Genomic DNA, 22295 nt, shown 5'->3' with positions numbered 1-22295 from the left:
ATGAACAAATTGATGCAGTTTCGCACGACATACCTTCGCGCCATCGCGCAGGCGTGGAGTGATCCGTCATTTCATGACTATCTGACGCAGGACGTCTGCAAGGCTCTCAAAGATTACTTTGGCTATCACTGGCCGTGGAAGGACGTATGCGATCTCGAAATCAAGGCCGCCCCCGACCAGTTCAAGTGGATTGGCAACGACTGGGTCTGGTCCAAGGGCCTGGCGGACAACCTGACGCTGGCCTTGCCGCTCAAGCCCCCGTCCGAGGACGCTGACTACAACGCGATGGCGCTCGCGGATTTTTACAAACAGCGCGCGTCGTTGTTCAGCGACGACTGGGGAACGAAGTACGACGAGAACGGCCCGAGAGGTCCTCGTCACGATAACGACAACACGGATCGGATGCAATCGAGACTCGGGGAGAGTGGCCCTAGCAGCCCGCCTCCTGTTGGCGGCTTCATCCCTGATGACGCGGAGTTTCCCGCGTTCAAGGTCGCGCTGCTCGCGGCGATGGCCAAGGCCTGGAACGACGACGCCTTCAGAGAGACGCTTGAGGTCGACCCCACGGTCGCCCTGCATGCCGTCCGAGGTTACAAGGTCCCATGGAAGATGATGATCTGCGTCAAGGAGGATACCACGTCCAAGTGGCACCCGCCAATTGACCCCAGCTCGCCGCGTGGCGAGGAGCAACTTGCTCTCTCGCGGCCGAAGCTGAAGCAGTCGTACTGGGAGTTCAACGAGAAGCACAAGCTCACGCTCTATTTGCCCACGAAACCGAGCGATCCGAAGAGCGAGCCGCTCGCCCTCGCCATATACAACGCCACGGGAGCAGAATATCCGTTCACCTGCTGCACGTGATGGATGGAGCCAGGACTGATCATGGCCCCTCTCGAGCTGAGCCAGGTGCTGGCGTTCAAGCCCACCTTGCGGGTCGAGCGCATGGAGGACGACGCGCTCTTTCTGATCGGTGGGCGGGAGCGCTTCGTCCTCTCCGGCGCACGGACGATCGAGGTGGCTGCGCTCGTCGACGGCCGGCGCAGCGTGCACGACATCCTGTGCGCGGCGCGCGGCCGGGTCTGCGAGCCAGAGGCCCTGTATACGCTGAGCCAGCTCGTGGCGCGCGGCTACCTGGCCTGCGCGGCCTCCGAGCTGCCCGCCGAGCGCGTGGCGTTCTGGTACGGGCAGGGCCTGGACGGCAAGTCGGCCGTCCAGGCGCTGCGCCGCGGTGTCGGTCCGAGCCGTTGGCACGGCGGCCCCGGCGGCTTCGATGATCGAGGCGCTCGGGCAGGCGAGCGTGCGCGTCGACAGCGAGGCTCCCGTGCAGGTCGTCGTGAGCGACGACTCCCTGCGGCCCGAGCTCTCCTCGATCAGCCGCCGCGCGCTGCGTGAGGGGACGCCCTGGTGAGGTCGATCCGAATCTCCTGGCGGTGCTCGACGCCGACAACCAGCCTTCACGGATGGGTGACGAGCCCGTCCGCAAGTGTGCTACCGCTTGACACGTCGCGCCGTCTTGCGCTCTCCTGTCGGCACTCTCGAATGCTTCCAACGGACACGAGCTCGAGCATACAGCGCTGTTGAAGTTACCTCTCACGGAGCGGTGACCCATGGGCACCAAGACCACAGCCCACGTCGACCACGTTCCCATGATCGTCGCCAGGTTGTTCGACAGCGGCGCGCCGCTCGCCGACGACGTGCTCCGGGCAGCCTTGTGGGACAACGCTGCGCGGCTCATGGGGTTTTCGGAAGCAGCGCGCCCGCGCGGTGCGTGAACGAGCGCTTCACCCTCGCCTGCAAGAGATTGCGATAGACGGTCACGAAGGAGAGAATCATGAGCATGAACAAATTGATGGAGTTTCGCACGACGTACCTGCGCGCGATTGCAGAGGCGTGGGCCGATCCGAACGGTTTTGGCGAGGAGTTGACCGGGGACAACCCCACTTCCGCGCTCAAGGATCGATTTGGCTATATCTGGCCGTGGCCGAGAACGTGCGAGCTCCAGATTGCACGAGCCGACGAGGAGTTCAGGTGGATCCGCGATGAGTGGGTCTGGCCCAGGGACCTGCTCGACTGCCTGACGCTGCGCCTGCCGCTCGCGCCAAAGGGCTCCGCAACTCGTTCAGGAAACCGTGGTCTGCGGGAAGATCTCCATCCGGGGGACTACTCGAGGGCGCTCGCGGATTATTATAAGCAGCGCCCGTCGCTGTTCAGCGATCACTGGAGCCAGGAGTACGACCAGCACGGGGTTCATGCACGCTCTCAGGACAAAGGGGGCGGGTTCGACCTTCGGGCGCTCCTGGCGGACCACGGGGAGCTGCAGCACCCCGGTCGCCGCGAACGAGGCCGGGAGCCCGAGGAGAGCCATCATGAGGGCGAACAGGCGGGTGAAGAGCGCGTCGGCCTCCACAGCGGCCCTCCTGCAGGAGGCTTCGTTCCCGACGACAACTCGTTCGCCGAGTTCAATGTCGTGCTGCTTGCGGCGATGGCCAAAGCTTGGAGCGACGAGGGTTTTAGACGGGCGCTCAAGATCGATCCTGCATCAGCGCTGCAAACCATCCGAGGTTACAGGTTGCCTTGGAAGATGAGCCTGCGCGTCGAGGAGGATGGCGCAGCCCGGTGGCATCGGCCGGGATCTCCACTCGACAAGGACCATCCGTCGTACTGGGATTCGATCCAGCCTCACACGCTCATGCTCTATCTGCCCCCCAAGCCGAGCAACGTGGAGTCCGAGTCCATCGCGCTCGCCGTATACAACGCCACGGGAGCCGCGTACCCGTTTAGCTGCTGTTCTTAGCGGGCGGAGTCAGGACCGATGATGGAACCTCTGGAGCTGAGCCAGGTGCTGGCGTTCAAGCCCACCTTGCGGGTCGAGCGCATGGATCCCGGCGTGGTCTTCCTGACCGGTGAGCGGGAGCGCTTCGTCCTCTCCGGCGCGCGCACGGCCGAGGTGGCCGTGCTCGTCGACGGTCGGCGCACCGTCCGCGACATCCTGGTCGCGGCGCGCGCTTGCGTCTCCGAACCAGAAGCCCTGTACACCCTGGGCCAGCTCGCGGCGCGAGGCTACCTGGTCCCCGCAGCTCCAGAGCTTCCCCCCGAGAGCGCCGCGTTCTGGCGCGGGGTAGGCATTGACGGCAAGGTCGCCGCCGAGACGCTGCGCCGCACCCCCGTATCGGTCCAGATCCTCGGCGAAGCCGCTCTGTCCAGGTGGATGATCGAGGCGCTCGAACAGGCGGGCGTGCGTATCGACAGCGAGGCTCCCGTGCGAGTCGTCGTGAGCGACGACTACCTGCGGCCCGAGCTCTCCTCGATCAACCGCCGCGCGCTGCATGAGGGGACGCCCTGGCTCCTGATCAAGCCCATCGGCGTAGAGCCGCTCCTCGGGCCTGTCTTCGAGCCGGGCGCAGGCCCCTGCTGGGATTGCCTCTCGTTCTGGGTGCGCCGGAACCGCCCGGTCGAGGAGCTGGTGCGCCGTCACCGGAAGCTCGAGGGCCACATCTCTCCCCCCAGGGCGGCCACCGAAGCGAGCGTACGGACCGCCTGCGGGCTTGGCGCCCAGATCATCGCCCGCGTGCTCGCCAGGGAGAAGACCTGCTCCACCCCTGCGTTCGGCTCCAGGGTGCTCGCCCTCGACCTGGCCACTTTCCAGACCAGCGCGCATGCGGTTGTCCGGAGGCCGCAGTGCGCGACGTGCGGAGATCCAGGGCGGATGGCGGCCGTCGGCGAGCGCCCGATCGACCTGCAACCGGTCGAGAAGGCGAGCTACGAGGACGGCGGATATCGCCGGCAGACCCCGCGGCAGACGTACGAGCGCTACCAGCACCTCATCAGCCCGATAACCGGCGCCGTGACCTATGTCGTGCCGATGCCAGGACGGGACACCGAGCTTCGCGCCGTGTACGCGTCCGGTTACCTGGTTTGCCCTCAGGACGGCGTGCCGCGCACCAACGTCTTCGACAAGGGCTGCGCGGGCAAGGGACGCAGCGCGGACCAAGCCAGGGTGAGCGCGCTCTGCGAGGCCCTCGAGCGCTACAGCGGCGTGTACCAGGGGGACGAGGCGCGCGTCCGCGGCAGCAAGGACGAGCTCGGCGCGGCGGCGCTGGCCGTCGGCGATCTGTTGAACTTCAGCGAGGCTCAGTACCGCGCGCGCGATCGTCTCAATGTCAACGCGCATGGGGCAGATCGGCCCAAGTCGGTGCGCGAGCCGTTCGATGCCGGCGTCCGGATCGACTGGACTCCGGCCTGGTCGCTGAGCAGGCGCGAGCGGCGCTATGTCCCGCTGGCCTACTGCTACGCCGAGGCCCCGGCCGAGAGCGGCACCGCGTTCTGCGGCCCCTGCGGCAACGGGGTGGCGGCCGGCACCTGCCTCGAAGAGGCCGTATTGCAAGCCCTGCTCGAGCTCGTGGAGCGCGACGCCGCCGCCATCTGGTGGTACAACCGACTCTGTCGCCCGGCCATTGACCTCGACAGCTTCGGGGACCCGTACTTCGCGGCCCTCCAGGCCGACTACGCTCGTCTCGGCTGGGCCGTCTGGGCGCTTGACCTGACCCATGACCTCGGCATCCCCGCCTGCGTCGCGTTCGCCCACGAGGTCCGGGCGGATCGGTTCGCCATCGGGTTCGGCTGCCACGTCGACCCGCACCTCGCCGTGCAGCGAGCGCTCACCGAGCTCAACCAGCTCTTCGATCCCGAAGGCGCGCGCCGGGCGCCGTGGGACCTCGAGCGGCTGCCTGACCGCGCGTATCTTTTCCCCCGCCCCGACCTCCCGCGGGTCACGGCGGAGAACTTGCCCCGGATCTGCGGCCCCGATCTGCGCGCTGACATCCAGGAATGCATGAGGCGCCTCGACAAGGCGGGCCTGGAGCTCATCGTGGTGGACAAGACCCGCCCGGATATCGGCTTGCATGTGGTCCAGGTGATCGTCCCGGGGTTGCGTCATTTCTGGCCGCGATTCGGCCCGGGGAGGCTTTACGAGGTACCGTGCGCGCTGGGGTGGCTCGACCGGCCGCTCGCCGAGGGCGAGCTCAACCCTGTCCCTCTGTTCGTCTAGCCGCCGAGGAGCTGAGGATGCGAGATGGATTTCGGATCATCGATGTGGACCGTCACGTCCTCGAGCCCGTCGCCATGTGGCCGGAGTACCTGCCGGCGCGGATGCGAGAAGTTGCGCCTCGGTTCGAGCCCTTCGGCCCCCCCGAGCCCCTGGCCGAGCGGCTGAGTCGCCTGGGTGAGCACGCGCTCCTGCCCACGCCCCAGATCCTCTGTGTGGCTGGCGAGCCCGTCATGCGCGTCCCCGAGGCGGCGTACATCGAGGTCGGGCTCATCGCCGAGGGGCGTCGCGAGCTTCTTGCCGCCGCAACGACGCCTCGGGGGCACCTCGACGAGATGGACAAGACCGGCGTCGACGTCGCCGTCATGCTCCCCACGTTCGCGACCTACCTGGTCAACGACGACTCCATCGACGCGGAGCGCTCGCGCGCCTACGCCCGCGGATACAATCGATGGCTGGGCGATTTCTGCTCGAGCGCGCCCGAGAGACTCCTGGGCCCGGCGCTCATCTCACGCCACGATCCGGAGGCCATGGTGGGCGATCTCGAGCAAGCGGTCCATGGCGGCGTGCGCTCGGTGGTCCTCCGGCCCAACCCGGTGCAGGGCCGCACGCTGAGCGCTCCTGCCTATGCGCGATTCTGGGCCGCGTGCGAGCACCACGCGGTCGCCGTCCTCCTGCACGAGGGCACACACGCGCGTCTCCCCACGGCAGGCGCTGATCGCTTCCAGACCCAATTTGGCCGGCATGCCTGCTCTCATCCGATGGAGGCGATGATGGCGCTGCTCTCTCTGATCGAGGGTGGTGTTCTCGAGGCCCACCCGACGCTGCGGGTGGGCCTGCTCGAGGCGGGGTGCGGCTTTCTGCCTTACTGGCTCTGGCGGCTCGACCACGTCGAGTACGCGCAGATGCGCGGCGAGGTGCGCGGCCGGGTGCGCCGGCCGCCCTCCGAGTACTTCCAGCGGCAGTGCTGGATAGCGCTCGAGCCCGGCGAGGCGATGCTCGACCGGGTGGTGAAGGAGATCGGCGCGACGCGGATGGTATTCGGAACCGATTTCCCCCACCTCGACCACGGGCCCGGGATGGTCGACGAGGTGATGGCGCTGCGGGACGCGCTCGGGGACGAGGCGCTGCGGACGATCCTCTGGGAGAGCCCCTGCGGCCTCATGGGGGTGTAGGGGCACGGCCGCGGGCGGCTCCGCTCCGCCCGGATCCTGATGGGTCCAGGGAGGCGAGGCGATCCCCGGCCATCCGGCGGTCGCTCTCCTCGAGCGAGCCACTTGCACATGCTCCTTGGCGGGTGAAAACAGGAACGGCGATGGATCCTCTGGAATTGAGCCAGGTGCTGGCGTTCAAGCCCACCCTGCGCGTCGAGCGCATGGATGCGGGCGTGGTCTTCCTGATCGGCGAGCGCGAGCGCTTCGTCGTATCCGGCGCCTGCGCCGCCGAGGTGGCCGCGCTCGTCGACGGCCGGCGCACGGTGCACGAGATCCTGAGCGCCGCGCGCGGTCGGTTCTCCGAGCCCGAGACCCTGTATGCCCTGAGCCGGCTCGCGGCGCGCGGCTACCTGGTCCCCGCAACACCGGAGCTCCCCTCCGAGCACGCGGCGTTCTGGCGCGGGGTGGGTCTCGACGGCAAGGCGGCTGCCGAGGCCTTGAGCCGGACCCCGGTGTCGGTCCTGGCCGTCGGCGAAGCCGCTCCCGCTGCATGGATGACCGAGGCGCTCGAACAGGCAGGCGTGCGGATCGACGGCGAGGCGGCGGTGCACGTGGTCGTGGCCGACGACTGCTTGCAGCCCGAGCTGGCCTCGATCAACCGCCGCGCGCTGCGTGAAGGGGCGCGCTGGTTCCTGATCAAGCCTGCCGGCGTCCGGCCGCTCATCGGGCCCGTCTTCGAGCCCGGCGCCGGCCCCTGCTGGGAATGCCTGGCGTTCCGGATGCGCCAGAACCGCCCGGTCGAGGAGCTCGTTCGCCGGCGCCGGGGGCACGAGGGCCACGTCCCTCCCCCCAGGGCGGCCACCGAGGCGAGCGTACGGACCGCCTGCGGGCTCGGCGCCTCGGCCATCGCCCGCGCGCTCGCCAGGGAGGAGTCCAGCTCTCCTCAGGCGCTCGGTTCCCGGGTGCTCGCCCTCGACCTGGCCACGTTCGAGATCACCGCGCACGCGGTCGTCCGGAGGCCGCAGTGCCCGGCGTGCGGCGATCCGGCGCGGATGGCGGCCGTCGGCGAGCGCCCGATCGAATTGCAGCCGGTGGAGAAGGCGCATTACGAGGACGGTGGATATCGCCGGCAGACCCCGCGGCGGACCTACGAGCGCTATCAGCACCTCGTCAGCCCGATCACCGGCGCCGTGACGTACCTCGTGCCGATGCCGGGGCGGGACACCGAGCTCCGCGCCGTGTACGCGTCCGGCTACCTGGCCTGCCCCCGGGAGGGCGTCCCGCGCACCAACGTCTTCGACAAGAGCTGCGCCGGCAAGGGGCGCAGCGCGGACCAGGCCAGGGTGAGCGCGCTCTGCGAGGCGCTCGAGCGAACCAGCGGCGTCTACCAGGGGGACGAGGCGCGCGTCCGCGGCAGCAAGGACGAGCTCGGCGCGGCGGCGCTCTCGCCCGGCGATCTGCTGAACTTCAGCGAGGCGCAGTACCGCGAGCGCGCTCACCTCAACGCGCGGGCAGCGGATCGTCGCCAGTGGGTACCCGAGCCGCTCGACGCCGGCACCCGGATCGACTGGACCCCGGCCTGGTCGCTGAGCAAGCGCGAGCGGCGCTACGTCCCGCTGGCCTACTGCTACGCCGAGGCCCCGGCCGAGAGCGGCACCGCGTTCTGCGGCCCCTGCGGCAACGGGGTGGCGGCCGGCACCTGCCTCGAGGAGGCCGTGCTCCAGGCCCTGCTCGAGCTCGTGGAGCGCGATGCCGCTGCGGTCTGGTGGTACAACCGGCTCGCGCGCCCGGCCATCGCGCTCGACAGCTTCGGGGACCCGTACTTCGAAGCCCTCCAGGCGGACTATGCCCGGTTCGGCTGGGCCGTCTGGGTGCTCGATCTGACGCACGACCTCGGTATCCCCACCTGCGTCGCGCTCGCCCACGAGGCCCGGGAGGATCGGTTCACCATCGGGTTCGGCTGCCACCTCGACCCGCGCCTCGCCGTGCAGCGATCGCTCACCGAGCTGAATCAGCTCTTCGAGCCTGAAGGCGCGCGCCGGGCGCCGTGGGACCTCGAGCGGCTGCCGGACCGCGCGCATCTCTTCCCGAGCCCCGATCTCCGCCGGGTCGCGGCCGAGCACCTGCCCCGGATCGGCGGCGCCGATCTGCGCGCCGATATCGAGCAATGCCTGGGTCGCCTCGACGCCGCGGGCCTGGAGCTCGTCGCGGTGGACAAGACCCGCCCCGACATCGGCTTGCCCGTGGTCCAGGTCATCGTCCCGGGGCTACGCCATTTCTGGCCCCGGTTCGGCCCGGGGAGGCTCTACCAGGTGCCCTGCGCGCTGGGGTGGCTCGCCCGCCCGCTCGCCGAGGGCGAGCTCAACCCGGTTTCTCTGTTCGTCTAGCTGCCGAGGATCCGCGCATGCGAGATCCTCCTCCACGAGGGCACGCACGCGCGCCTCGTGCAACGGAAGCAGCCGGCCAATCGGGGTGAGGTTCGTCTGCCCACGTGCCCCCCGGCTCCATGGCCGGCCGCGCATGTCTCTGGAAGAAGCGTCGTGTCTCCAGGTGACGCAGCCCGGCCGTCGTCGGCTGCCGGGGGCCCCTGCATGCCCGCGCGGGCCGCGCCGATCGCCACGTCGGCGGCTCGCGGGAGGCGGTTCGAGTGCCTGGTATGCGTGCTGCAAGTGACAGTGGACAGTGGACAGTGGACAGGGGACAGGGGATCGAGGTGACCCGGCTCTAGAGACAATTCGAGGCGCCGCGGGCGAGGGGCGTGACGTTTGCGTTCCTCGCCGCGGAGAAAGCCGACTTCCCGTGTCCCCGCTTTGCCGCGCTTCGGGGGTCGTACGAACGTAGGCCCGACGCGGCAACCTTCACACAAAACAGGTTTGGCGCACGGGGCAAACCTGCCCTTCGCGCCATGACGGGCGGCGCCCGGTCTAGGCCAAGGGGGCCTCGACGCAAGGTCGCCGCTCAGGCAGCAACTCTCACCAACGAGCAGGAGTGAATCATGAGCAAAAGCAGGCAAATCCTTACGGTCGATCCGAGTGACGTCGTGATCAATTTCACGTATTCGCTCGGCCAGACCAACCTCGGCGTAAACAATGTGAACACCGTGAATATCTCGGTGACCAACAAAAGCGAATACGCGCTGCAGAATGTTACCCTGAAGCAGGAGGATATCATCGTTTGGTGGTCGGCGAGCAAGGACCCGGTGACGTCTAGCTTTTCGATAGTGATCCCGGGAGGTAAGATGGTCTTCTCCTCCGTGGCCCCTTCCACGACGTCTCCGACGCAGGGCTTCTTCGTGACGCCCACGCAGCAGGCGCTCAACTATATCTCGGGCACAATCTCGTTCTCCATCAAGAGCGGGAATATCACATACGACGTGGTGGCCGATACAGGCGGTCAGAACACGTCGGACAACTGGACCGTCACCACGCGGAACTAGCGCGAGTTCGGTCCTGTGCTGGGGATCGAGGCGCATGGTGAGATCGCGCCCGGCGTCGGCCGCTCGCGAGCTTCGCCGGCGTGCGTCAGGAGCCGAGCTCAGAGGCAGCGCAGGACGTTGTCCCGCACGAGCTGCCAGATCGGCTCGGGGATCCCGCCCAGCCAGCGCGCGTCCCGCTCGACCGGCGCCTCGGCGTCGTCGAGCGGGTCGTCGTGGCTGTAGACGAGCCGCCACAGCCGCTCGCTCACCGAGCCGTTCCGGTCGATCACGAAGCGGTGGACGAGCTTCTTCGCGAGCTCCTCGCCCTCGACGTCGAGCAGCAGCACCGGCGGCGCCACCTCGATCTCGCCCGCGTCGCGCAGCGGCTTGAGCCGGACATAAGCCCCCTTCACGAGGTCGACCTCGTCCGGCGGCTCGAACCCCGCCGCGCGGAAGTCGCACGGCGCCTTGGTGTTGCCGATGAGGTAATACGCCCCCTGGGTCTCGGCGAGGATCGCGCCGCCCAGCCTCCCTACGCGTGCCATCTAGACCTCCTCCGCGGTGCCGCTCTCCTCGGAGAGCACGAGCGTGCGCCCCGGCGTCTGGCCGGGGAGCGCGGCTCCATCCCATGTGTACTTGTTGGTATACCCGCGCGGCGTGACCATGTACCCCTCGAACATGAAGGTGTTGGTCGACCCGACGAGCACCGTCGTCAGCATCCCGATCTCGTACTCGAGGAAATGGTCGAGATCGGTGAGCACCGCGCTCTCCAGCTTGCGGTAGGCGCTCTTCACCAGCGCGACCGGCGTCGTGCCCGCGCGGTGCTGGCGGATGATCTCCTGGGCCCGCACGATCTGGCGCGTCCGCCGCCCGCTCGCCGGATTGTAAAGGCCGATGACGAAGTCGGCCGCGGCCGCGGCCTCGAGCCGCCGCTCGATGACCGGCCACGGGGTCAGGAGGTCCGAGAGCGAGATGGCGCAGAAGTCGTGGCCGAGCGGCGCGCCGACGAGCGACGCGCACGCGTTGAGCGCCGTCATCCCGGGCACGATGCGGAGCTCTGGCGACCCGCCGCGCTTCCAGCCGATCTCCTCCAGCACCTGGAAGACGAGCCCGGCCATGCCGTAAACGCCCGCGTCGCCCGACGAGATGATCGCGACGCGCGCCCCGTCCCGCGCCCGCTCCACCGCGGCGCGCGCCCGGCCGATCTCCTCGGTCATGCCGGTCTTGATCACCTCCTTGCCCTCGATCAGGTGCTTCACCAGCCGGATGTAGGTCGTGTACCCGACGATGAGGTCCGAGGCCGCGATCGCCTCGAGGGCGGCGCGGGACGCGTGCTCCTCGGCGCCAGGGCCGATCCCGACGATCGACAGGACTCCTTTGCTGTCACCCATGGCTCTCCTCCACGCTGCGCTTCGCGAACGGGACGCGCGCCACCGCGAGCGTCATGGACCGCCCCACGCCCTCCTCGGTGTACGCCCGCTTCGGCACGAGCAGCCTCGCGGCCCCCGCCGCCCGCAGCGCGGCCGGCTCGGCGACGCCCCGGGCGCCGACGTGCTTCTTCACCGTCTCCGACGGGTTCTCGATGCCCTCGGTGGCGTCGAGCTCCTCGGGCGTGAACGTGACCAGCGGCCACCCCCGCCGCGCCGACAGCGCGAGCAGCGCCTCCTCGTCGGCCTTCTTGTCGATCGTCGCCAGCGCCTTCACCGATCTCGCCGACAGCCCGTGCTCCTCGAGCAGCCGGTCGACGCCGCGCTCCACCATGGCGAGCGGCGCGCCGCGATCGCAGCCGATACCCAGGACCAGGCTCTTCGGCCGGTAGACGACGGCGCGCTCGACGATCCCGGGGTGCGAGCGGGAGAGATCGCGATCGCTCGCGACGAGCAGGATCTCCCACGCGCCGGGGTCCACGCCGTCGAGCGACGTTGCGTAACGCACGCCCGGCGGCAGCGCCGTCGCCTCGGGCCAGAACGAGGGCTCGCCGGTCTCCTGGACGAACAGCACCGGCGCGGCGTTCACGACGGCGGCGCAGCCGCGCGTCACGTTGCGGTCGGGATCGTCAAGGGTCCATCCGAGCTCCCGGCCGAGGATGTCGACCGTCAGCGTCCCGAGCGCGTCGGACGCCGTGGTCACCACCGGCTGCGCGCCGAGCAGCCCGGCCACCTTCTCGGTGAACGCGTTGCCCCGCCCGACGTGCCCGGAGAGCACGCAGATCGAGAAGCGCGCCGTGTCGTCGACGCACACGACCGCAGGATCGACCTTCTTGTTCTTGAGCAGGGGCGCGATCATGCGCACGACCGCGCCGACGCTGATCACGAAGACATGGCAGTCGTAGGCCGTGAACGCCTCGGTCAGGAGCGGCCCCATCGGCAACGGCAGCGGCTTCGCCCCCGCCGGCGCCCCGTCGAACAGCTTCTGCGACACGTAGAGATCCGCGCCCGGCAGCCCCTCGATGAGCTTGCGCGCGATCGAGATCCCGTGCCGCGTGATGGCGTAGATGGCGTAGGGCTTGCGCTCGGCGGTCATGGGGCCTCCGGTTCGGTAACAGCCTTGTCGAAGCCGCCCGGCGGCGAGGCCGGGGCCTCCCCGACGAGCAGCCCGCTGCGCTCGCCGCGCGTGACAACGACCATGGCGAAGCAGTCGCCCCGCTCGCCCTGCGCGGCCCGGAGATCGCGGACGATCCGCTGCTCGGGCATCGTCGCCTTGGACACGAACACGGCCCGATCGAGGAGGCCGGCGCGCGTGAGCGCCTCGGTCACCTTCGGCATCTCCGAGCCGATCTTCATCAGGACCACGGTGTCGAAGCGCCGGAGGACGTCGGTCAGGTCGTCGACGCCGTACGTGGCGGGCAGGATGGCGATGCGCTCCTGCCCGTCGGCGAGCGCGAGCCCGCTCACGGCAGGGACCGCCGTGACCGAGGTGACGCCGGGGACGACCTCGACCTCGAGCCCGGGGAAGCGGCGGAGCGCCTCGCGGCGCACATAGACAAAGGTGCTGAAGAGCGACGGATCCCCCTCGGTGGCGAACGCGACGGTGAGGCCGCGCGAGAGCCGGTCGCCGATCTTCTCGACGGCCGCGTCCACGTAGGGGCGGACGCGATCCGGGTCCTTGCTCATGGGGAAGGTGAGGAGCAGCCGCTCCTTGTCCCGCTGCTTGCCGACGACGGGCTCGAGGATCCGGTAGGCCATCGAGGCGCCGAAGTCCGAGCTGCGGGGGAGCGCGAGCACGTCCGCCTCCTGCAGCACGCGCACGGCGCGCAGCGTGAGCAGGTCCGGCGCGCCGGGGCCGACGCCGACGCCGTAGAGCTTGCCGAGGCCGCTCATGACGCCTCCGAGGTGGACCGCGGCGTACCGGAGGGCGCGGGCCGGGCCGGCTCCGCGCCCTCCGCTTCAACGGCTTCCTGCGCCTTCGCCGGCTTCGTCGCGGCGAAGATGTGGATCGGGTTCAGCGCCTCGTACCGCACGTAGCGCGCGAGCGGGACGCCGCGCGAGACCGAGAGCAGCGTGACCTCGGGGTCGAGCCCCCGCGCCCGCAGCGCGCGGTACGTCTCGGCGACGTTCTCCATCGTGATGGCGTTGACTACGAGCCGGCCGCCCGGCCGCAGCCGATCGAGCGCCACCGTGACGATCTCCTCCATGCTGCCCTTGCTCCCTCCGACGAACACCGCGTCCGGGTCCTCGAGCCCCGCGAGCGCCTCGGGCGCGCGGCCCGCGACGACGCGCACGTTGTCGACCCCGTGCGCGCGGACGTTGTCGCGGCAGATCTCCACGCCCTCCGGGTCGACCTCGATCGCATGGACCCGCCCGAGGGGGCAGAGCATCGCCGCCTCGATCGAGACCGACCCCGAGCCGGCGCCGACGTCCCAGACGACCGCGTCGGGGCGGATCGCCATCGAGGCGATCGAGAGCATGCGCACCTCGCGCTTCGTGATGAGGCCGTTCTTCGGCATGCGCTTCGCGAACACGTCCTCGTGCAGGTAGGGGACGGCCGGCGGCGGGCGCCACGCGGGGTCGCTCCGCAGGAGCAGGAGCACGTTCAGCGGGCCGATGTCCTCGCAGGCGGCGAGCGCGGGGAGGTCGAACGCGCGCACGCGCTCGCCGGCGCCGGCGAGGCTCTCGCAGACCCACGCCTTCCAGCCGGCGTCGCCGTGCTCGAGGAGCCGCGCCGCGAGGCGGGCCGGGCCGTTCTCGCCGTCGGTCAGCACCGCGACCTTCGAGAGCCGGCGGAGGCGCGTCGCGAACCCCTCGGGGGAGCGCCCGTGGACCGAGACGAACGCGGCGTCGTCCCAGGCGATGCCGGTGCGCGCGAACGCCCACTGGACCGAGCTCAGGCTCGGGATGATCTCGACGTGCTCGCCGCCGAGCCTCCGGACGACGAGCGCGCCGACGCCGAAGAACAGCGGGTCGCCCGAGGCGAGGATGCACACGTTTTGCTCGGCGGACAGGGCGTCCACGCGGTCGAGCGCCGCGGACAGGCCGCCCTTGAGGGCGATCTTCTCGCCGCGGAACTGCGGGAAGAACTCGAGGTGCCGCTCGCCCCCCACGAGCACCTCGGCGCGGGCGACCGCGGACGCGGCGCGGCTCGACAGGCTGGCGCACCCGTCGTCGCCGATGCCGACGACGGTGACGGCGCGGCGCGCGCTCATCGCGCCACCTTGGCCGGCTCGGCCGGGCCCGCGGATGCTGCCGATCCCGCCGGTCCCGCCGAGTCCGCCGACAGGAGCAGCAGCGCGTGGACGATCGCGACGGCGATGGGGCTGCCTCCCTTGCGGCCGCGCGCCACGATGGAGGGGAGCCCGGACGCGATCAGGGCCTCCTTGGACTCCGCCGCCGACACGAAGCCGACCGGCACGCCGATGACGAGCGCCGGCCGCGCCCCCTCCTCCCGGGCGAGGCGCACGACCTCGAGCAGGGCCGTCGGCGCGTTGCCGATCGCGACGATCGCGCCGTCGAGGAGCCCGAGCCGGTGCGCCTTGCGCATCGACTCGATCGCGCGGGTCGAGCCGGCCGCGGAGGCGGCCTGGATCACGTCGTCGTCCGAGATGAAGCAGTGGATCGCGCAGCCGTACGACGCGAGCCGCTGCTCGTTCAGGCCGACGCCGATCATCTTCACGTCGACCAGGACCGGCGCGCCGCCCCGGAGCGCCGCGATGCCCCGCGCGATCGCCTCGGGGTGGAGCCGCATGAGCGACGAGAACTCGAAGTCCGCTGTCGCGTGGATCACGCGGCGGACGACCTGCCACTCGGCCTCCGGGAACCCGTGCGCGCCGGCCTCCTCGTCGATGATCGCGAAGCTCTTGTCCTCGATGCGCCGCCCGAGCGCGGTCATCTGCCGCATGTCGTTCACCGCGCGCACCTCATCACCGCTCATGGCTCCTCCGCTCTCTCCGCTCTGTCCGCACCGATGGCACCGGCGTCGCCGGCCGGATACCGGCCGAGCAGCGCCCCGTTGAAATCGACGAGGCAGGCGTGCACCTCGAGGGCGCCGCCCGCGTGACGCGAGGTGTGCTCGACGACGCGCCGGCAGATCCCCCCCGGCACGCCGGTGAGCCCCTCGCGCTGGCACAGCTCGAGCACGTGCCGCGCGGTGTTCGCCTGCCGGATCTCGGCGGCGATCTCCGTCCGCGCGCCGAGCTCCTCGGCGATCTGCGCGAGCAGCTCCATGCTCACCTCCGAGCCGGCGGCGTGCGTCATCATCTTGCCGTCGGCCATCTTCGAGAGCTTGCCGATCATGCCGACGATGACAGCGCGCACGATCCGCCGCCGCGCGGCGTGGCGGACCCCGGTGCCGATGAAGTCGCCCACCTGGATGAACGCCTCCTCCGGGAGCTCCGGGTAGAGCTTCATCGCGTACGCCTCGGACTTGCCGCCGGTCGTCAGCGCGAGCGCCGCGATGCCGCGCTCGGCGGCGACGTCGATCGCCTGCACGACGCTCGCGCGGAAGGCGGCGGTCGAGTACGGCTTCACGATCCCGCTCGTCCCGAGGATGGAGATGCCGCCGAGGAGCCCGAGCCGCGCGTTGATGGTCTGCTTCGCCATCTCCTCGCCCTGGGGGACGCTGAGGGTCACCGTGGCCCCGGCGAAGCCCGAGCCCTCGAGCTCCTCGAGGACCATCTCGGTGATGTTCCGGCGGGGCACGGGGTTCACGGCCGGCGCGCCGACGGGCAGCCCGAGCCCCGGCTTGGTGACGACGGCGACCCCGGCGCCGCCGCGGATCTCGACGCCCGGCTCGCGGCGGAGCTCGACCTCGGCGACGAGCTCGGCGCCGTGCGTGCAGTCGGGATCGTCGCCGGCGTCCTTGATGACGCTGCACGTGGCGCGCGGCCCGTCGCGATCGCAGCGGCTCAGCGGGAAGGTGACCTTCTGCCCGTTCGGCAGGGTGGTCTCGATGGCGTCGACCGCCGCGCCGCGCGCGAGCACGCGCGCCGCCGCCTTGGCCGCGGCGGCCGCGCACGCGCCCGTCGTGAACCCCTCGCGCTGCCCCTTCGGGTCTCTTGGCCGGAGCTCTGCCATCCAGGGATCCTGAACGATTACGAGGATTTCTTCATCGGGTTGTTGAAGAAGCTCTCGAGGAGCACGCTGCCCTCGGGCGCGCCGAGCGAGGCGAGCCGGTCGCGGAGCGGGTAGAGGACCGCGCCGTCGCCCGCGCAGAGCACGGCGTCGTGGGGCCCTGCCGCGAGCTCTCGCTCCACGAGGGCGCATGCGCGCGCCGGCCGCTCGGGGTGGCCGACCGGGGGGAGGTCGCGGGCGACCGTGAGGCCGACGGCGGCGGGGAGGCGCTCGCGGACGAACGGCTCGGAGGCGAAGGTCGCGCTCGGCTCGACGAGCCAGAGCAGGTCGAGCTGCGCCGCGCCGGCGGCGGCCGCGCTCCGGGCGATCCCGAGGGCGGCGGTGATGCCGGTGTCGGTGGCGATCACGAGCGCGCGGCCGGAGAAGCCCGGCGCGAGCCGCAGCTTGCCCCAGGGTCCGCTGAACTCGAGCTCGGCGCCGGCGGCGATGTCGTTGAGCACGTTCGAGCCCGGCCCGGCCCCGACGCGCTTCACCGCGATCTCGACCGTGCGCTGCTCGGCGTCGCTGGAGAGCATCGAGTAGGCGCGCTTCGCGAGCCTGCCGCCGGGCAGGGTGACGCCTGTGTTGATGATGACGTACTGCCCGCCGGCGAAGCCGACCTCCGCGCCGTCGACGCGCTCGAGGCGGAGCAGCCGGGCGGCGTCGCCGAGCGGCGTTGCGTGGGCGATCCTGATCTTCGGGTTGCCTTGTGTTGCCATGACGTCGCTCCTGTCTCCGCGCGGTCGCAATCACGCGCCCCATGGTCTTTCCGGTGAGCGGGGCGTGAGCGGCGCGCGCTTCACTCGGCCGGGTAGATCTCGTGCACGAAGTCGTGCATCTCCTCGAGCTCCCGGTAGAGCCGGCCGAGCCCGTCGACCTGGGCGCGCAGATCGAGCTCGACCTGCTTCGTCAGGATGAGGAGCGAGCGCAGGTAAGGCAGCTTCGGGTCGCCGGCGGCGGTCTTCGCGACCTTCTCCTGGAGCTCCACGAGCGACCCCTCGAAGAGGCGCGAGAGGCTCTTCAGGTCCCCGGCGCGCAGCATCGCCGAGACCGGCCCCGGCTCGGCGGCCGCGGCGCCGAGCTCGGCGAGCTCGTGCGCGCGCTCGCCCGGGTCGTCGATCCCCAGGATGTTCATGAGCCCAAGGCGGAGCGCGGCGATCTCGTGACAGGCCATGTCGGTTCTCTCCTATCCATCCTTCATTGCATGATGTCGTCGACGAGCCGGGCCACCAGCCGGTCGGCGAGAAGGTGCTCCTCGACGAGGTCCTTCGCGTCCTCCTCGCGGACGCCGCGGTACCAGACCCCGTCGGGGTAGACGGCGACCGTCGGCCCCTCGCCGCAGCGCCCCATGCACGACGTCCTCGTCACGCGGATCTGCTGCTGCTGGCCGGCCTGCTTCACGAGCCGGCGCACCGAATCGAGCAGCGCCAGGCTGCCGCGGTCGACGCAGTCGGCGTTGCCGCAGACGAGCACGTGCTTGCGCAGCGAGCGGTGCGCGTGCGGGTGGTTCGACGCCTGCGTGTGCGTGAGCGTGTGGCGCACGCTGTAGAGCATCGCCTTGAGCCCGCCGACCTCCCGGGCGAGCCCCGGCAGCGCGGTGCGGTACATGCACGTGTCGCAGGGGAGCGGCGCCTCGCCGGCGAACGCCTGGCGCGCGCGCTCGTCGATCAGGCCCTCGAGCGCGCTCGACCGGCCGAGGTGCGGCGCGAGCGAGGCCCGGATCCACGGGTACGTCGACGAGAAGCGGTCGACCTGCTCGGCGAGCTTCGTCATGAGCCGCCCGGCGAAGAGGAAGTAGGGGACCACCACGACGCGCTCCGGCCGGTGCCGCGCGACCCGCTCCAGCGTCTCCTCGACCGAGGGCCGGGTGACGCCGATGAAGGTCGGCTCGACGAGCTGGAGCCCGCGGCCCTCGCCGATGAGGCGCGCCGTCTTGCAGAAATCGCCGTTCGCGTCGGGGTCGCTCGACCCGCGCCCCACGACGACGAGCGCCGACCGGGCCCGCGCCGCCGGGTCGTCCGGCAGCGCTGTCGCGGCGCGCTCGAACGCGATCTCCGCGAGCGCCGGGTGCACGCCGAGCGGCCGCGCCGCCGAGAAGCGCACGCCCGGGTGCGCGGCCCGCGCCCGCTCGAGCGCGAGCGGGATGTCGTTCTTCACGTGCCCCGCCGCGAACAGGAAGAGCGGCACGACCGCCACGCGGGACGCCCGCGCCGCGAGCGCCGCGAGCGCGTCGGCGAGGTGAGGCGTCGCGAGCTCGATGTAGCCGTGCTGCACGGCGATCCCGGGCCGCGCCGCGGCGTAATCGGCCACGATCGCCTCGAACTCGGCGTTCGACGCGGCGTCGCGGCTGCCGTGGCCGATCAGCAGGAGACCGTCGTCATGCACGCGAGCGCCTCCTCCAGGGTGAGCGGGAGGCCCGCGCCGCCCCGCGGCGGCACGGGGCTCATCCGGGTCCAGAGCTCGGCGACCCACGGCCGCCGCACCCGCGCCCGCGCGAGGAGCTCCCCCCGCGCGAACACCTCCCGCGGCGGCCCGTCCGCGAGGACCTGGCCGTCGCCCAGCAGGACCGCGCGCGAGGCGAAGAGCGGCACGAGGTCCACCGCGTGGGTCGCGGTGACCAGCGTGGTCCCCTGCTGCTCGGAGAGCGCGCGCAGCGTCTCGCACAGGGCGAGCTCGCCTTCCGGGTCGAGCCCCGCGGTCGGCTCGTCGAGCAGCAGCACCCGCGGCCGCATCGCGAGCATCCCGGCGATGCACGCGCGCTTGCGCTCGCCGAAGCTCAGCGCCTCGATGGCCCGGTCGGCGAGGTGCGCGATCTGGACGGCGGCGAGCGCCGCCTCGGCGCGGCGGCGCGCCTCGGGCGCGGGCAGGCCGAGGTTTCGCGGGCCGAACAGGACGTCGTCGAGGAGCGTCGCGCCGAGCAGCTGGTCGTCCGGGTCCTGGAGCACGAGCGCGGCGCCTGCGGCGACGGCGTCCGAGGGCGAGCCCACGCGGCGGCCCGCGATCTCGACGCCGCCGCCGGGCGCCGGGAGGAGCCCGACGAGCGTCCGGAGCAGCGCGGTCTTGCCGGCGCCGTTGCCGCCGAGCACCGCCACGGACTCGCCCTCGGCGACGTCGAGGCGCACGTCGCGCAGCACGGGCTCGCCGCGCCGGTAGCCGAGCCGGGGGGCGCGCAGCGCGATCATCCGGCCTCTCCCGCGGCGACGCTGAGCCCGAGGGCGGCGAGGGCGGCGGCGGCGAACGCGACGTTCGCTGTAGGCGCGCTCGTCCTTCGGTCGGCGACGGGGAGCTTTCCCTTGTAGCCGCGGAGCTGCATCGCGAGCGCGGCGCTCTCGGAGCGCTCCAGCGTCCGGAGCGCCACGACGCCCGCGACGGCGCCGGCCGAGCGCGCGGCGGCGCCGGGGCGGGTGAACCCGCCGCGGAGCGCGGCTGCGCTCCACGCGCTGTCGGCCGCGCTCTGGAGCACGCCGGCGAAGCGCCGCGTCAGCGCGAGCAGCTCGACGAGGGCCGCGGGGACGCCGAGCCCGGCGAGCGCCGCCTCGATCTCGGCGGGCGCGGCGGCGCCGGCGAGCCACCGGAGCACCGCGGCCGCCGCGAGGACGCGCGCGCCGATGGCGGCGGCGCGGCGGGCCCCCTCGGCCGTGAGCGCGTCGACGGGGAACGGCGCGCCGGGGAGGAGCGGCGCCCCCGGCGTGAGCGCGAGCGCGAGCGCCGCCGCGACCGCTCCGAGCCACGCGGCGGGCGCGGCGGCGCGGAGGACGGCGCGCGCCGGCGTGCCCTGGAGGCGGAGGGCCGCGCACGCGAGGAGGAGCAGCGCGGCCGGGGTGACGGGCGAGCGCGCGCCCGCGGCGACGCAGCACGCCGCCACGGCGGCCCCGAGGCGGAGCCGGGCGTCCACGTCCCGGAGCCGCGCGGGGGGGTCAGTCCGCACGGAGGCCTTCGCCGTCGGCCCTGCCCGCCGGCGCGCCCGCGCGCTCGACGAAGAGCACGCGCGAGAAATAGCCGACGGCGAAGCCGGCGAGGAGCCCGGCCCAGAGGAACGCGAAGAGCAGGAGGTCGCCCTCGAGGCCCGCGAACAGCGGCCCCGTGTCGTGGCGCCCCGCGTCCTCGGCGACGCGGCGGACCACGGCCTCGTCGACGCCGTCCCAGGACGCGTTGCCGCAGGCGGCGAGCCAGAATGAACCGGCGAGCAGGAGCGCCGCGCGCGCGCGCCGCGCGAGCGGCGCTGGCAGCGGGCGCTGTCCGAGCCGCCGGGTCACGAGGCCCCCGGGGCGAGCCGGACGACCTGGAGCCGGTCCAGGATGTCGGGCCGCCGGGCGCGCAGGAAGACGAGCGCCCCCGCGGTCATGACGCCCTCGAGGATGCCGAGCGGCAGCTGGGTGGGGACGAAGGCGAGGGCGACGCCCGTGAACATGGACGTCACCGAGCCCTCGCCCGAGAGCCCGAGCGCGAGCGCGAGCGCCGTGGTGGCGTACGTTGCCCAGTCCGACGTCACGCCCGCGAGGAAGCCCGCGACCCAGAGGTTCGCGCCGCAGCGCCGCGCGAGATGGAAGGCGAAGTATCCGGTGAAGGCGCCCGCGATGCCCATCGACGCGACGTCGGCGCCGAGCGTTGTGAGGCCGCCGTGCGCGAGGAAGAGGGCCTGGATAAGGAGCGCCACCACGGTGACGAGGACGGTCATCCAGGGGCCGATGAGCACCGCCGCGAGCCCTGTGCCGCACGGGTGGGAGCAGGTCCCGGCGGTCGGCACCGGCACGGGCATGCACGAGATCGCGAAGACGGCTGCCGCGATGAGGCCGACGAACGGCTTGTAGAAGGCGTCCTGCCGGGTGCGGCGCCGGAGCAGGTGGAGGGCGATCGCGACGAAGGGCAGGGCGAGCGCGTTCCAGAAGGCGCACCAGCCGAGCGGCAGGACACCTTCCGCGAGGTGCATCGCCGCCGCGGGCCGGGGCGCGAGGAGCGTTCCCAAGGACACGGCGGCGATCGACAATGCGCGGCCGTGAAGACCGATTTCGGCGCTCCGGGTGAAGTCCGCACCCGGACGCCACGAAGACGTGCGCAAGCTGCACCTCGTGGGAGGCTCGGGTAGGTCTCCCGGCTCATGGGTTCAGGGAGCTGCTCGAGCTCCCAGCGCTGCGTCCACCTTCCCAGGCCTCTTTCAATGAGGCCCAGTGGTCTTCGGAAGCAGCTCCCCACTCACGGTGGCGGGACCGCGCCGGTTTTGCACCGGCTTCCCTGTTATGCCCCGGAGGGCACCCGAGGAATGGATTGTCAGGCCGGTGCTCGGTAATCCCGTTTCGTGCCCGGCGTCAAGGACGTCGCGCCCCGATCGTGGACGAGGGGGCTCGCGGCCCGCCGCGAGCCCCCTCGTCCGCGGCGTCGGCGCGGCGGTGATGCCTGCGCTGGTGGACACCCTGCCCTCGGGGGCGCTGCCGAGGCGCACGAGGCCATCGCCGCCGAGGCGCGCCGCGCGCCCGTCGGCGCCCCCCATCGAGCGGTCATGGGCGCCGACGAGCGCTCGAGGCCCTGTCGTGCTGTGGCCCGAGGTCGAGAAATTGACCCAGACGCATCACGCGACGAGTCGTCGAGCGCACGTCTCGAATTATGTCCCCCTTAGATAAAGACTGTTTACTTTGTCGCCGCGCGGGCGCAGCCCCCGTCTCGGTTGGGGCCCGGACGAGGGGCTCTCGTGCGCTTGAATGCGGGCGGCGGCGCATTCCTTCCGCAGTGTGCTTTGTTCGTCCTGGCTCTTTACTCGGGAGCAGGTGTCCGGTGTACGGCCTGTTGCCTCGTGGCCTCTCTTATTGAAGAGATGAGGGATTTCGTGTTCGCTCGTCTCGGAATGCGAGACGAACGCTGTGCTGGGTGCTGTCTCTGGTGGAGGGGTATGCCCGGCTCGAACGTGAATTCCCGCAGATCGTGTGTGTGGGGGCCGCGCGCCCGCCTGGCTGCCTGGCCGCCTTCGCGCCTGGAGCGTTCTGCTCGCTCGGCGTGCACGCGTTGCACTTTGTTATCGACAACGCGCTTGCGGATGCCACAATCTGACTACCGCATGCGCACCGGCGCGGACCCCCCAGCCCGGAGCGCATGCGGTCTTTCTTCTGCACCGTGGCGGACGTTCAAGACTCCGGCGCGGTTTCCCT

The 22295-nt window shown here is 71.4% G+C and carries 21 protein-coding genes, 1 pseudogene and 1 riboswitch; of the genes and pseudogenes, 9 read left to right on the top strand and 13 right to left on the bottom strand.

Annotation, left to right across the window (positions count from 1 at the left end; genetic code table 11):
• The 8 genes from ACSRUE_RS00395 to ACSRUE_RS00360 all read left to right on the top strand — a co-directional run bounded on the left by ACSRUE_RS00395 (position 1) and on the right by ACSRUE_RS00360 (position 9631).
• Entirely contained in the window at positions 1-858 is an 858-nt protein-coding gene (locus tag ACSRUE_RS00395; RefSeq protein ID WP_441289286.1) for a BMA_0021/BMA_0022 family TOMM bacteriocin, read from the top strand.
• Between the two features lie 81 nt (positions 859-939).
• Positions 940-1389 carry a hypothetical protein gene (locus ACSRUE_RS00390; RefSeq protein WP_441289285.1) on the top strand — a complete coding sequence of 150 codons (450 nt, stop codon included), beginning with the start codon at positions 940-942 and terminating at the stop codon, positions 1387-1389.
• A gap of 215 nt (positions 1390-1604) precedes the next feature.
• Complete coding sequence (locus tag ACSRUE_RS00385) at positions 1605-1769, top strand: hypothetical protein (protein WP_441289284.1); 165 nt, start codon at positions 1605-1607, stop codon at positions 1767-1769.
• A gap of 59 nt (positions 1770-1828) precedes the next feature.
• Complete coding sequence (locus ACSRUE_RS00380) at positions 1829-2791, top strand: BMA_0021/BMA_0022 family TOMM bacteriocin (protein ID WP_441289283.1); 963 nt, start codon at positions 1829-1831, stop codon at positions 2789-2791.
• An 18-nt stretch (positions 2792-2809) separates the two neighbouring features.
• The gene (locus tag ACSRUE_RS00375; protein ID WP_441289282.1) at positions 2810-5044 is read left to right on the top strand and encodes a TOMM precursor leader peptide-binding protein; all 2235 of its coding nucleotides are present in this window, start codon (positions 2810-2812) and stop codon (positions 5042-5044) included.
• Positions 5045-5061: 17 nt separating this feature from the next.
• Positions 5062-6216, top strand: coding sequence for an amidohydrolase family protein (locus ACSRUE_RS00370; protein ID WP_441289281.1), 1155 nt, complete (start codon positions 5062-5064; stop codon positions 6214-6216).
• Positions 6217-6356: 140 nt separating this feature from the next.
• A complete protein-coding gene (locus ACSRUE_RS00365) occupies positions 6357-8582 on the top strand; it encodes a TOMM precursor leader peptide-binding protein (protein ID WP_441289280.1) in 2226 nt (741 codons plus the stop codon).
• A gap of 608 nt (positions 8583-9190) precedes the next feature.
• Positions 9191-9631 (top strand): hypothetical protein, encoded by a 441-nt coding sequence (locus tag ACSRUE_RS00360; RefSeq protein WP_441289279.1) that lies wholly within the window; start codon positions 9191-9193, stop codon positions 9629-9631.
• Positions 9632-9729: 98 nt separating this feature from the next.
• On the opposite strand, the pseudogene cobJ reads toward ACSRUE_RS00360, so the two are convergent.
• The 13 genes and pseudogenes from cobJ to ACSRUE_RS00295 form a co-directional block, all read right to left on the bottom strand.
• Positions 9730-11001: pseudogene (cobJ, locus tag ACSRUE_RS00355) on the bottom strand (precorrin-3B C(17)-methyltransferase).
• Complete coding sequence (locus ACSRUE_RS00350; protein ID WP_441289278.1) at positions 10994-12133, bottom strand: cobalt-precorrin 5A hydrolase; 1140 nt, start codon at positions 12131-12133, stop codon at positions 10994-10996. Before ACSRUE_RS00350 ends, cobJ begins: the two are co-directional and overlap by 8 nt.
• Entirely contained in the window at positions 12130-12930 is an 801-nt protein-coding gene (cobI, locus tag ACSRUE_RS00345; RefSeq protein WP_437762082.1) for a precorrin-2 C(20)-methyltransferase, read from the bottom strand. The genes ACSRUE_RS00350 and cobI overlap by 4 nt, the downstream gene beginning before the upstream one ends.
• The gene (cbiE, locus tag ACSRUE_RS00340; protein ID WP_441289277.1) at positions 12927-14252 is read right to left on the bottom strand and encodes a precorrin-6y C5,15-methyltransferase (decarboxylating) subunit CbiE; all 1326 of its coding nucleotides are present in this window, start codon (positions 14250-14252) and stop codon (positions 12927-12929) included. Before cbiE ends, cobI begins: the two co-directional genes overlap by 4 nt.
• On the bottom strand, positions 14249-14977 hold the full coding sequence (locus tag ACSRUE_RS00335; protein WP_441289276.1) for a precorrin-8X methylmutase: 729 nt from the start codon (positions 14975-14977) through the stop codon (positions 14249-14251). The genes cbiE and ACSRUE_RS00335 overlap by 4 nt, the downstream gene beginning before the upstream one ends.
• Positions 14974-16119 (bottom strand): cobalt-precorrin-5B (C(1))-methyltransferase, encoded by a 1146-nt coding sequence (locus ACSRUE_RS00330; protein ID WP_441289275.1) that lies wholly within the window; start codon positions 16117-16119, stop codon positions 14974-14976. The genes ACSRUE_RS00335 and ACSRUE_RS00330 overlap by 4 nt, the downstream gene beginning before the upstream one ends.
• Positions 16120-16136: 17 nt before the next feature.
• Positions 16137-16874 carry an FAD-dependent oxidoreductase gene (locus ACSRUE_RS00325; RefSeq protein WP_441289274.1) on the bottom strand — a complete coding sequence of 246 codons (738 nt, stop codon included), beginning with the start codon at positions 16872-16874 and terminating at the stop codon, positions 16137-16139.
• Between the two features lie 80 nt (positions 16875-16954).
• Positions 16955-17329 carry a DUF3209 family protein gene (locus ACSRUE_RS00320; RefSeq protein ID WP_437762077.1) on the bottom strand — a complete coding sequence of 125 codons (375 nt, stop codon included), beginning with the start codon at positions 17327-17329 and terminating at the stop codon, positions 16955-16957.
• A 23-nt stretch (positions 17330-17352) separates the two neighbouring features.
• Entirely contained in the window at positions 17353-18540 is a 1188-nt protein-coding gene (locus ACSRUE_RS00315; RefSeq protein WP_441289273.1) for a CbiX/SirB N-terminal domain-containing protein, read from the bottom strand.
• Positions 18516-19337: an energy-coupling factor ABC transporter ATP-binding protein gene (locus ACSRUE_RS00310; RefSeq protein WP_441289272.1), complete on the bottom strand. Its 822-nt coding sequence runs from the start codon at positions 19335-19337 to the stop codon at positions 18516-18518. The genes ACSRUE_RS00315 and ACSRUE_RS00310 overlap by 25 nt, the downstream gene beginning before the upstream one ends.
• On the bottom strand, positions 19334-20083 hold the full coding sequence (locus tag ACSRUE_RS00305; protein WP_441289271.1) for a CbiQ family ECF transporter T component: 750 nt from the start codon (positions 20081-20083) through the stop codon (positions 19334-19336). The genes ACSRUE_RS00310 and ACSRUE_RS00305 overlap by 4 nt, the downstream gene beginning before the upstream one ends.
• Positions 20073-20411: a hypothetical protein gene (locus ACSRUE_RS00300; RefSeq protein ID WP_441289270.1), complete on the bottom strand. Its 339-nt coding sequence runs from the start codon at positions 20409-20411 to the stop codon at positions 20073-20075. Before ACSRUE_RS00300 ends, ACSRUE_RS00305 begins: the two co-directional genes overlap by 11 nt.
• Positions 20408-21121, bottom strand: coding sequence for an energy-coupling factor ABC transporter permease (locus ACSRUE_RS00295; RefSeq protein WP_441293045.1), 714 nt, complete (start codon positions 21119-21121; stop codon positions 20408-20410). The genes ACSRUE_RS00300 and ACSRUE_RS00295 overlap by 4 nt, the downstream gene beginning before the upstream one ends.
• A gap of 98 nt (positions 21122-21219) precedes the next feature.
• Positions 21220-21427, bottom strand: a riboswitch (cobalamin riboswitch).
• A 590-nt stretch (positions 21428-22017) separates the two neighbouring features.
• Between ACSRUE_RS00295 and ACSRUE_RS00290 the strand changes: the two genes are divergently transcribed.
• Positions 22018-22197: a hypothetical protein gene (locus ACSRUE_RS00290; RefSeq protein ID WP_437762072.1), complete on the top strand. Its 180-nt coding sequence runs from the start codon at positions 22018-22020 to the stop codon at positions 22195-22197.
• The last annotated feature ends 98 nt before the right edge of the window (positions 22198-22295 follow it).

Source organism: Sorangium sp. KYC3313 (genome assembly GCF_052075895.1).
Lineage (GTDB): Bacteria > Myxococcota_A > Polyangia > Polyangiales > Polyangiaceae > Sorangium > Sorangium cellulosum_B.
Note: the sequence above shows the minus strand (reverse complement) of the source record. Positions and strands in the feature narration are given on the sequence as shown.

Excerpts from the sequence above, each read along its gene's own strand:
- ACSRUE_RS00395 (WP_441289286.1), top strand. The coding sequence starts at position 1 with ATGAACAAATTGATGCAGTTTCGCACGACATACCTTCGCGCCATCGCG.
- ACSRUE_RS00390 (WP_441289285.1), top strand. The coding sequence starts at position 940 with ATGGAGGACGACGCGCTCTTTCTGATCGGTGGGCGGGAGCGCTTCGTC.
- ACSRUE_RS00385 (WP_441289284.1), top strand. The coding sequence starts at position 1,605 with ATGGGCACCAAGACCACAGCCCACGTCGACCACGTTCCCATGATCGTC.
- ACSRUE_RS00380 (WP_441289283.1), top strand. The coding sequence starts at position 1,829 with ATGAGCATGAACAAATTGATGGAGTTTCGCACGACGTACCTGCGCGCG.
- ACSRUE_RS00375 (WP_441289282.1), top strand. The coding sequence starts at position 2,810 with ATGATGGAACCTCTGGAGCTGAGCCAGGTGCTGGCGTTCAAGCCCACC.
- ACSRUE_RS00370 (WP_441289281.1), top strand. The coding sequence starts at position 5,062 with ATGCGAGATGGATTTCGGATCATCGATGTGGACCGTCACGTCCTCGAG.
- ACSRUE_RS00365 (WP_441289280.1), top strand. The coding sequence starts at position 6,357 with ATGGATCCTCTGGAATTGAGCCAGGTGCTGGCGTTCAAGCCCACCCTG.
- ACSRUE_RS00360 (WP_441289279.1), top strand. The coding sequence starts at position 9,191 with ATGAGCAAAAGCAGGCAAATCCTTACGGTCGATCCGAGTGACGTCGTG.
- ACSRUE_RS00350 (WP_441289278.1), bottom strand. The coding sequence starts at position 12,133 with ATGACCGCCGAGCGCAAGCCCTACGCCATCTACGCCATCACGCGGCAC.
- cobI (WP_437762082.1), bottom strand. The coding sequence starts at position 12,930 with ATGAGCGGCCTCGGCAAGCTCTACGGCGTCGGCGTCGGCCCCGGCGCG.
- cbiE (WP_441289277.1), bottom strand. The coding sequence starts at position 14,252 with ATGAGCGCGCGCCGCGCCGTCACCGTCGTCGGCATCGGCGACGACGGG.
- ACSRUE_RS00335 (WP_441289276.1), bottom strand. The coding sequence starts at position 14,977 with ATGAGCGGTGATGAGGTGCGCGCGGTGAACGACATGCGGCAGATGACC.
- ACSRUE_RS00330 (WP_441289275.1), bottom strand. The coding sequence starts at position 16,119 with ATGGCAGAGCTCCGGCCAAGAGACCCGAAGGGGCAGCGCGAGGGGTTC.
- ACSRUE_RS00325 (WP_441289274.1), bottom strand. The coding sequence starts at position 16,874 with ATGGCAACACAAGGCAACCCGAAGATCAGGATCGCCCACGCAACGCCG.
- ACSRUE_RS00320 (WP_437762077.1), bottom strand. The coding sequence starts at position 17,329 with ATGGCCTGTCACGAGATCGCCGCGCTCCGCCTTGGGCTCATGAACATC.
- ACSRUE_RS00310 (WP_441289272.1), bottom strand. The coding sequence starts at position 19,337 with ATGATCGCGCTGCGCGCCCCCCGGCTCGGCTACCGGCGCGGCGAGCCC.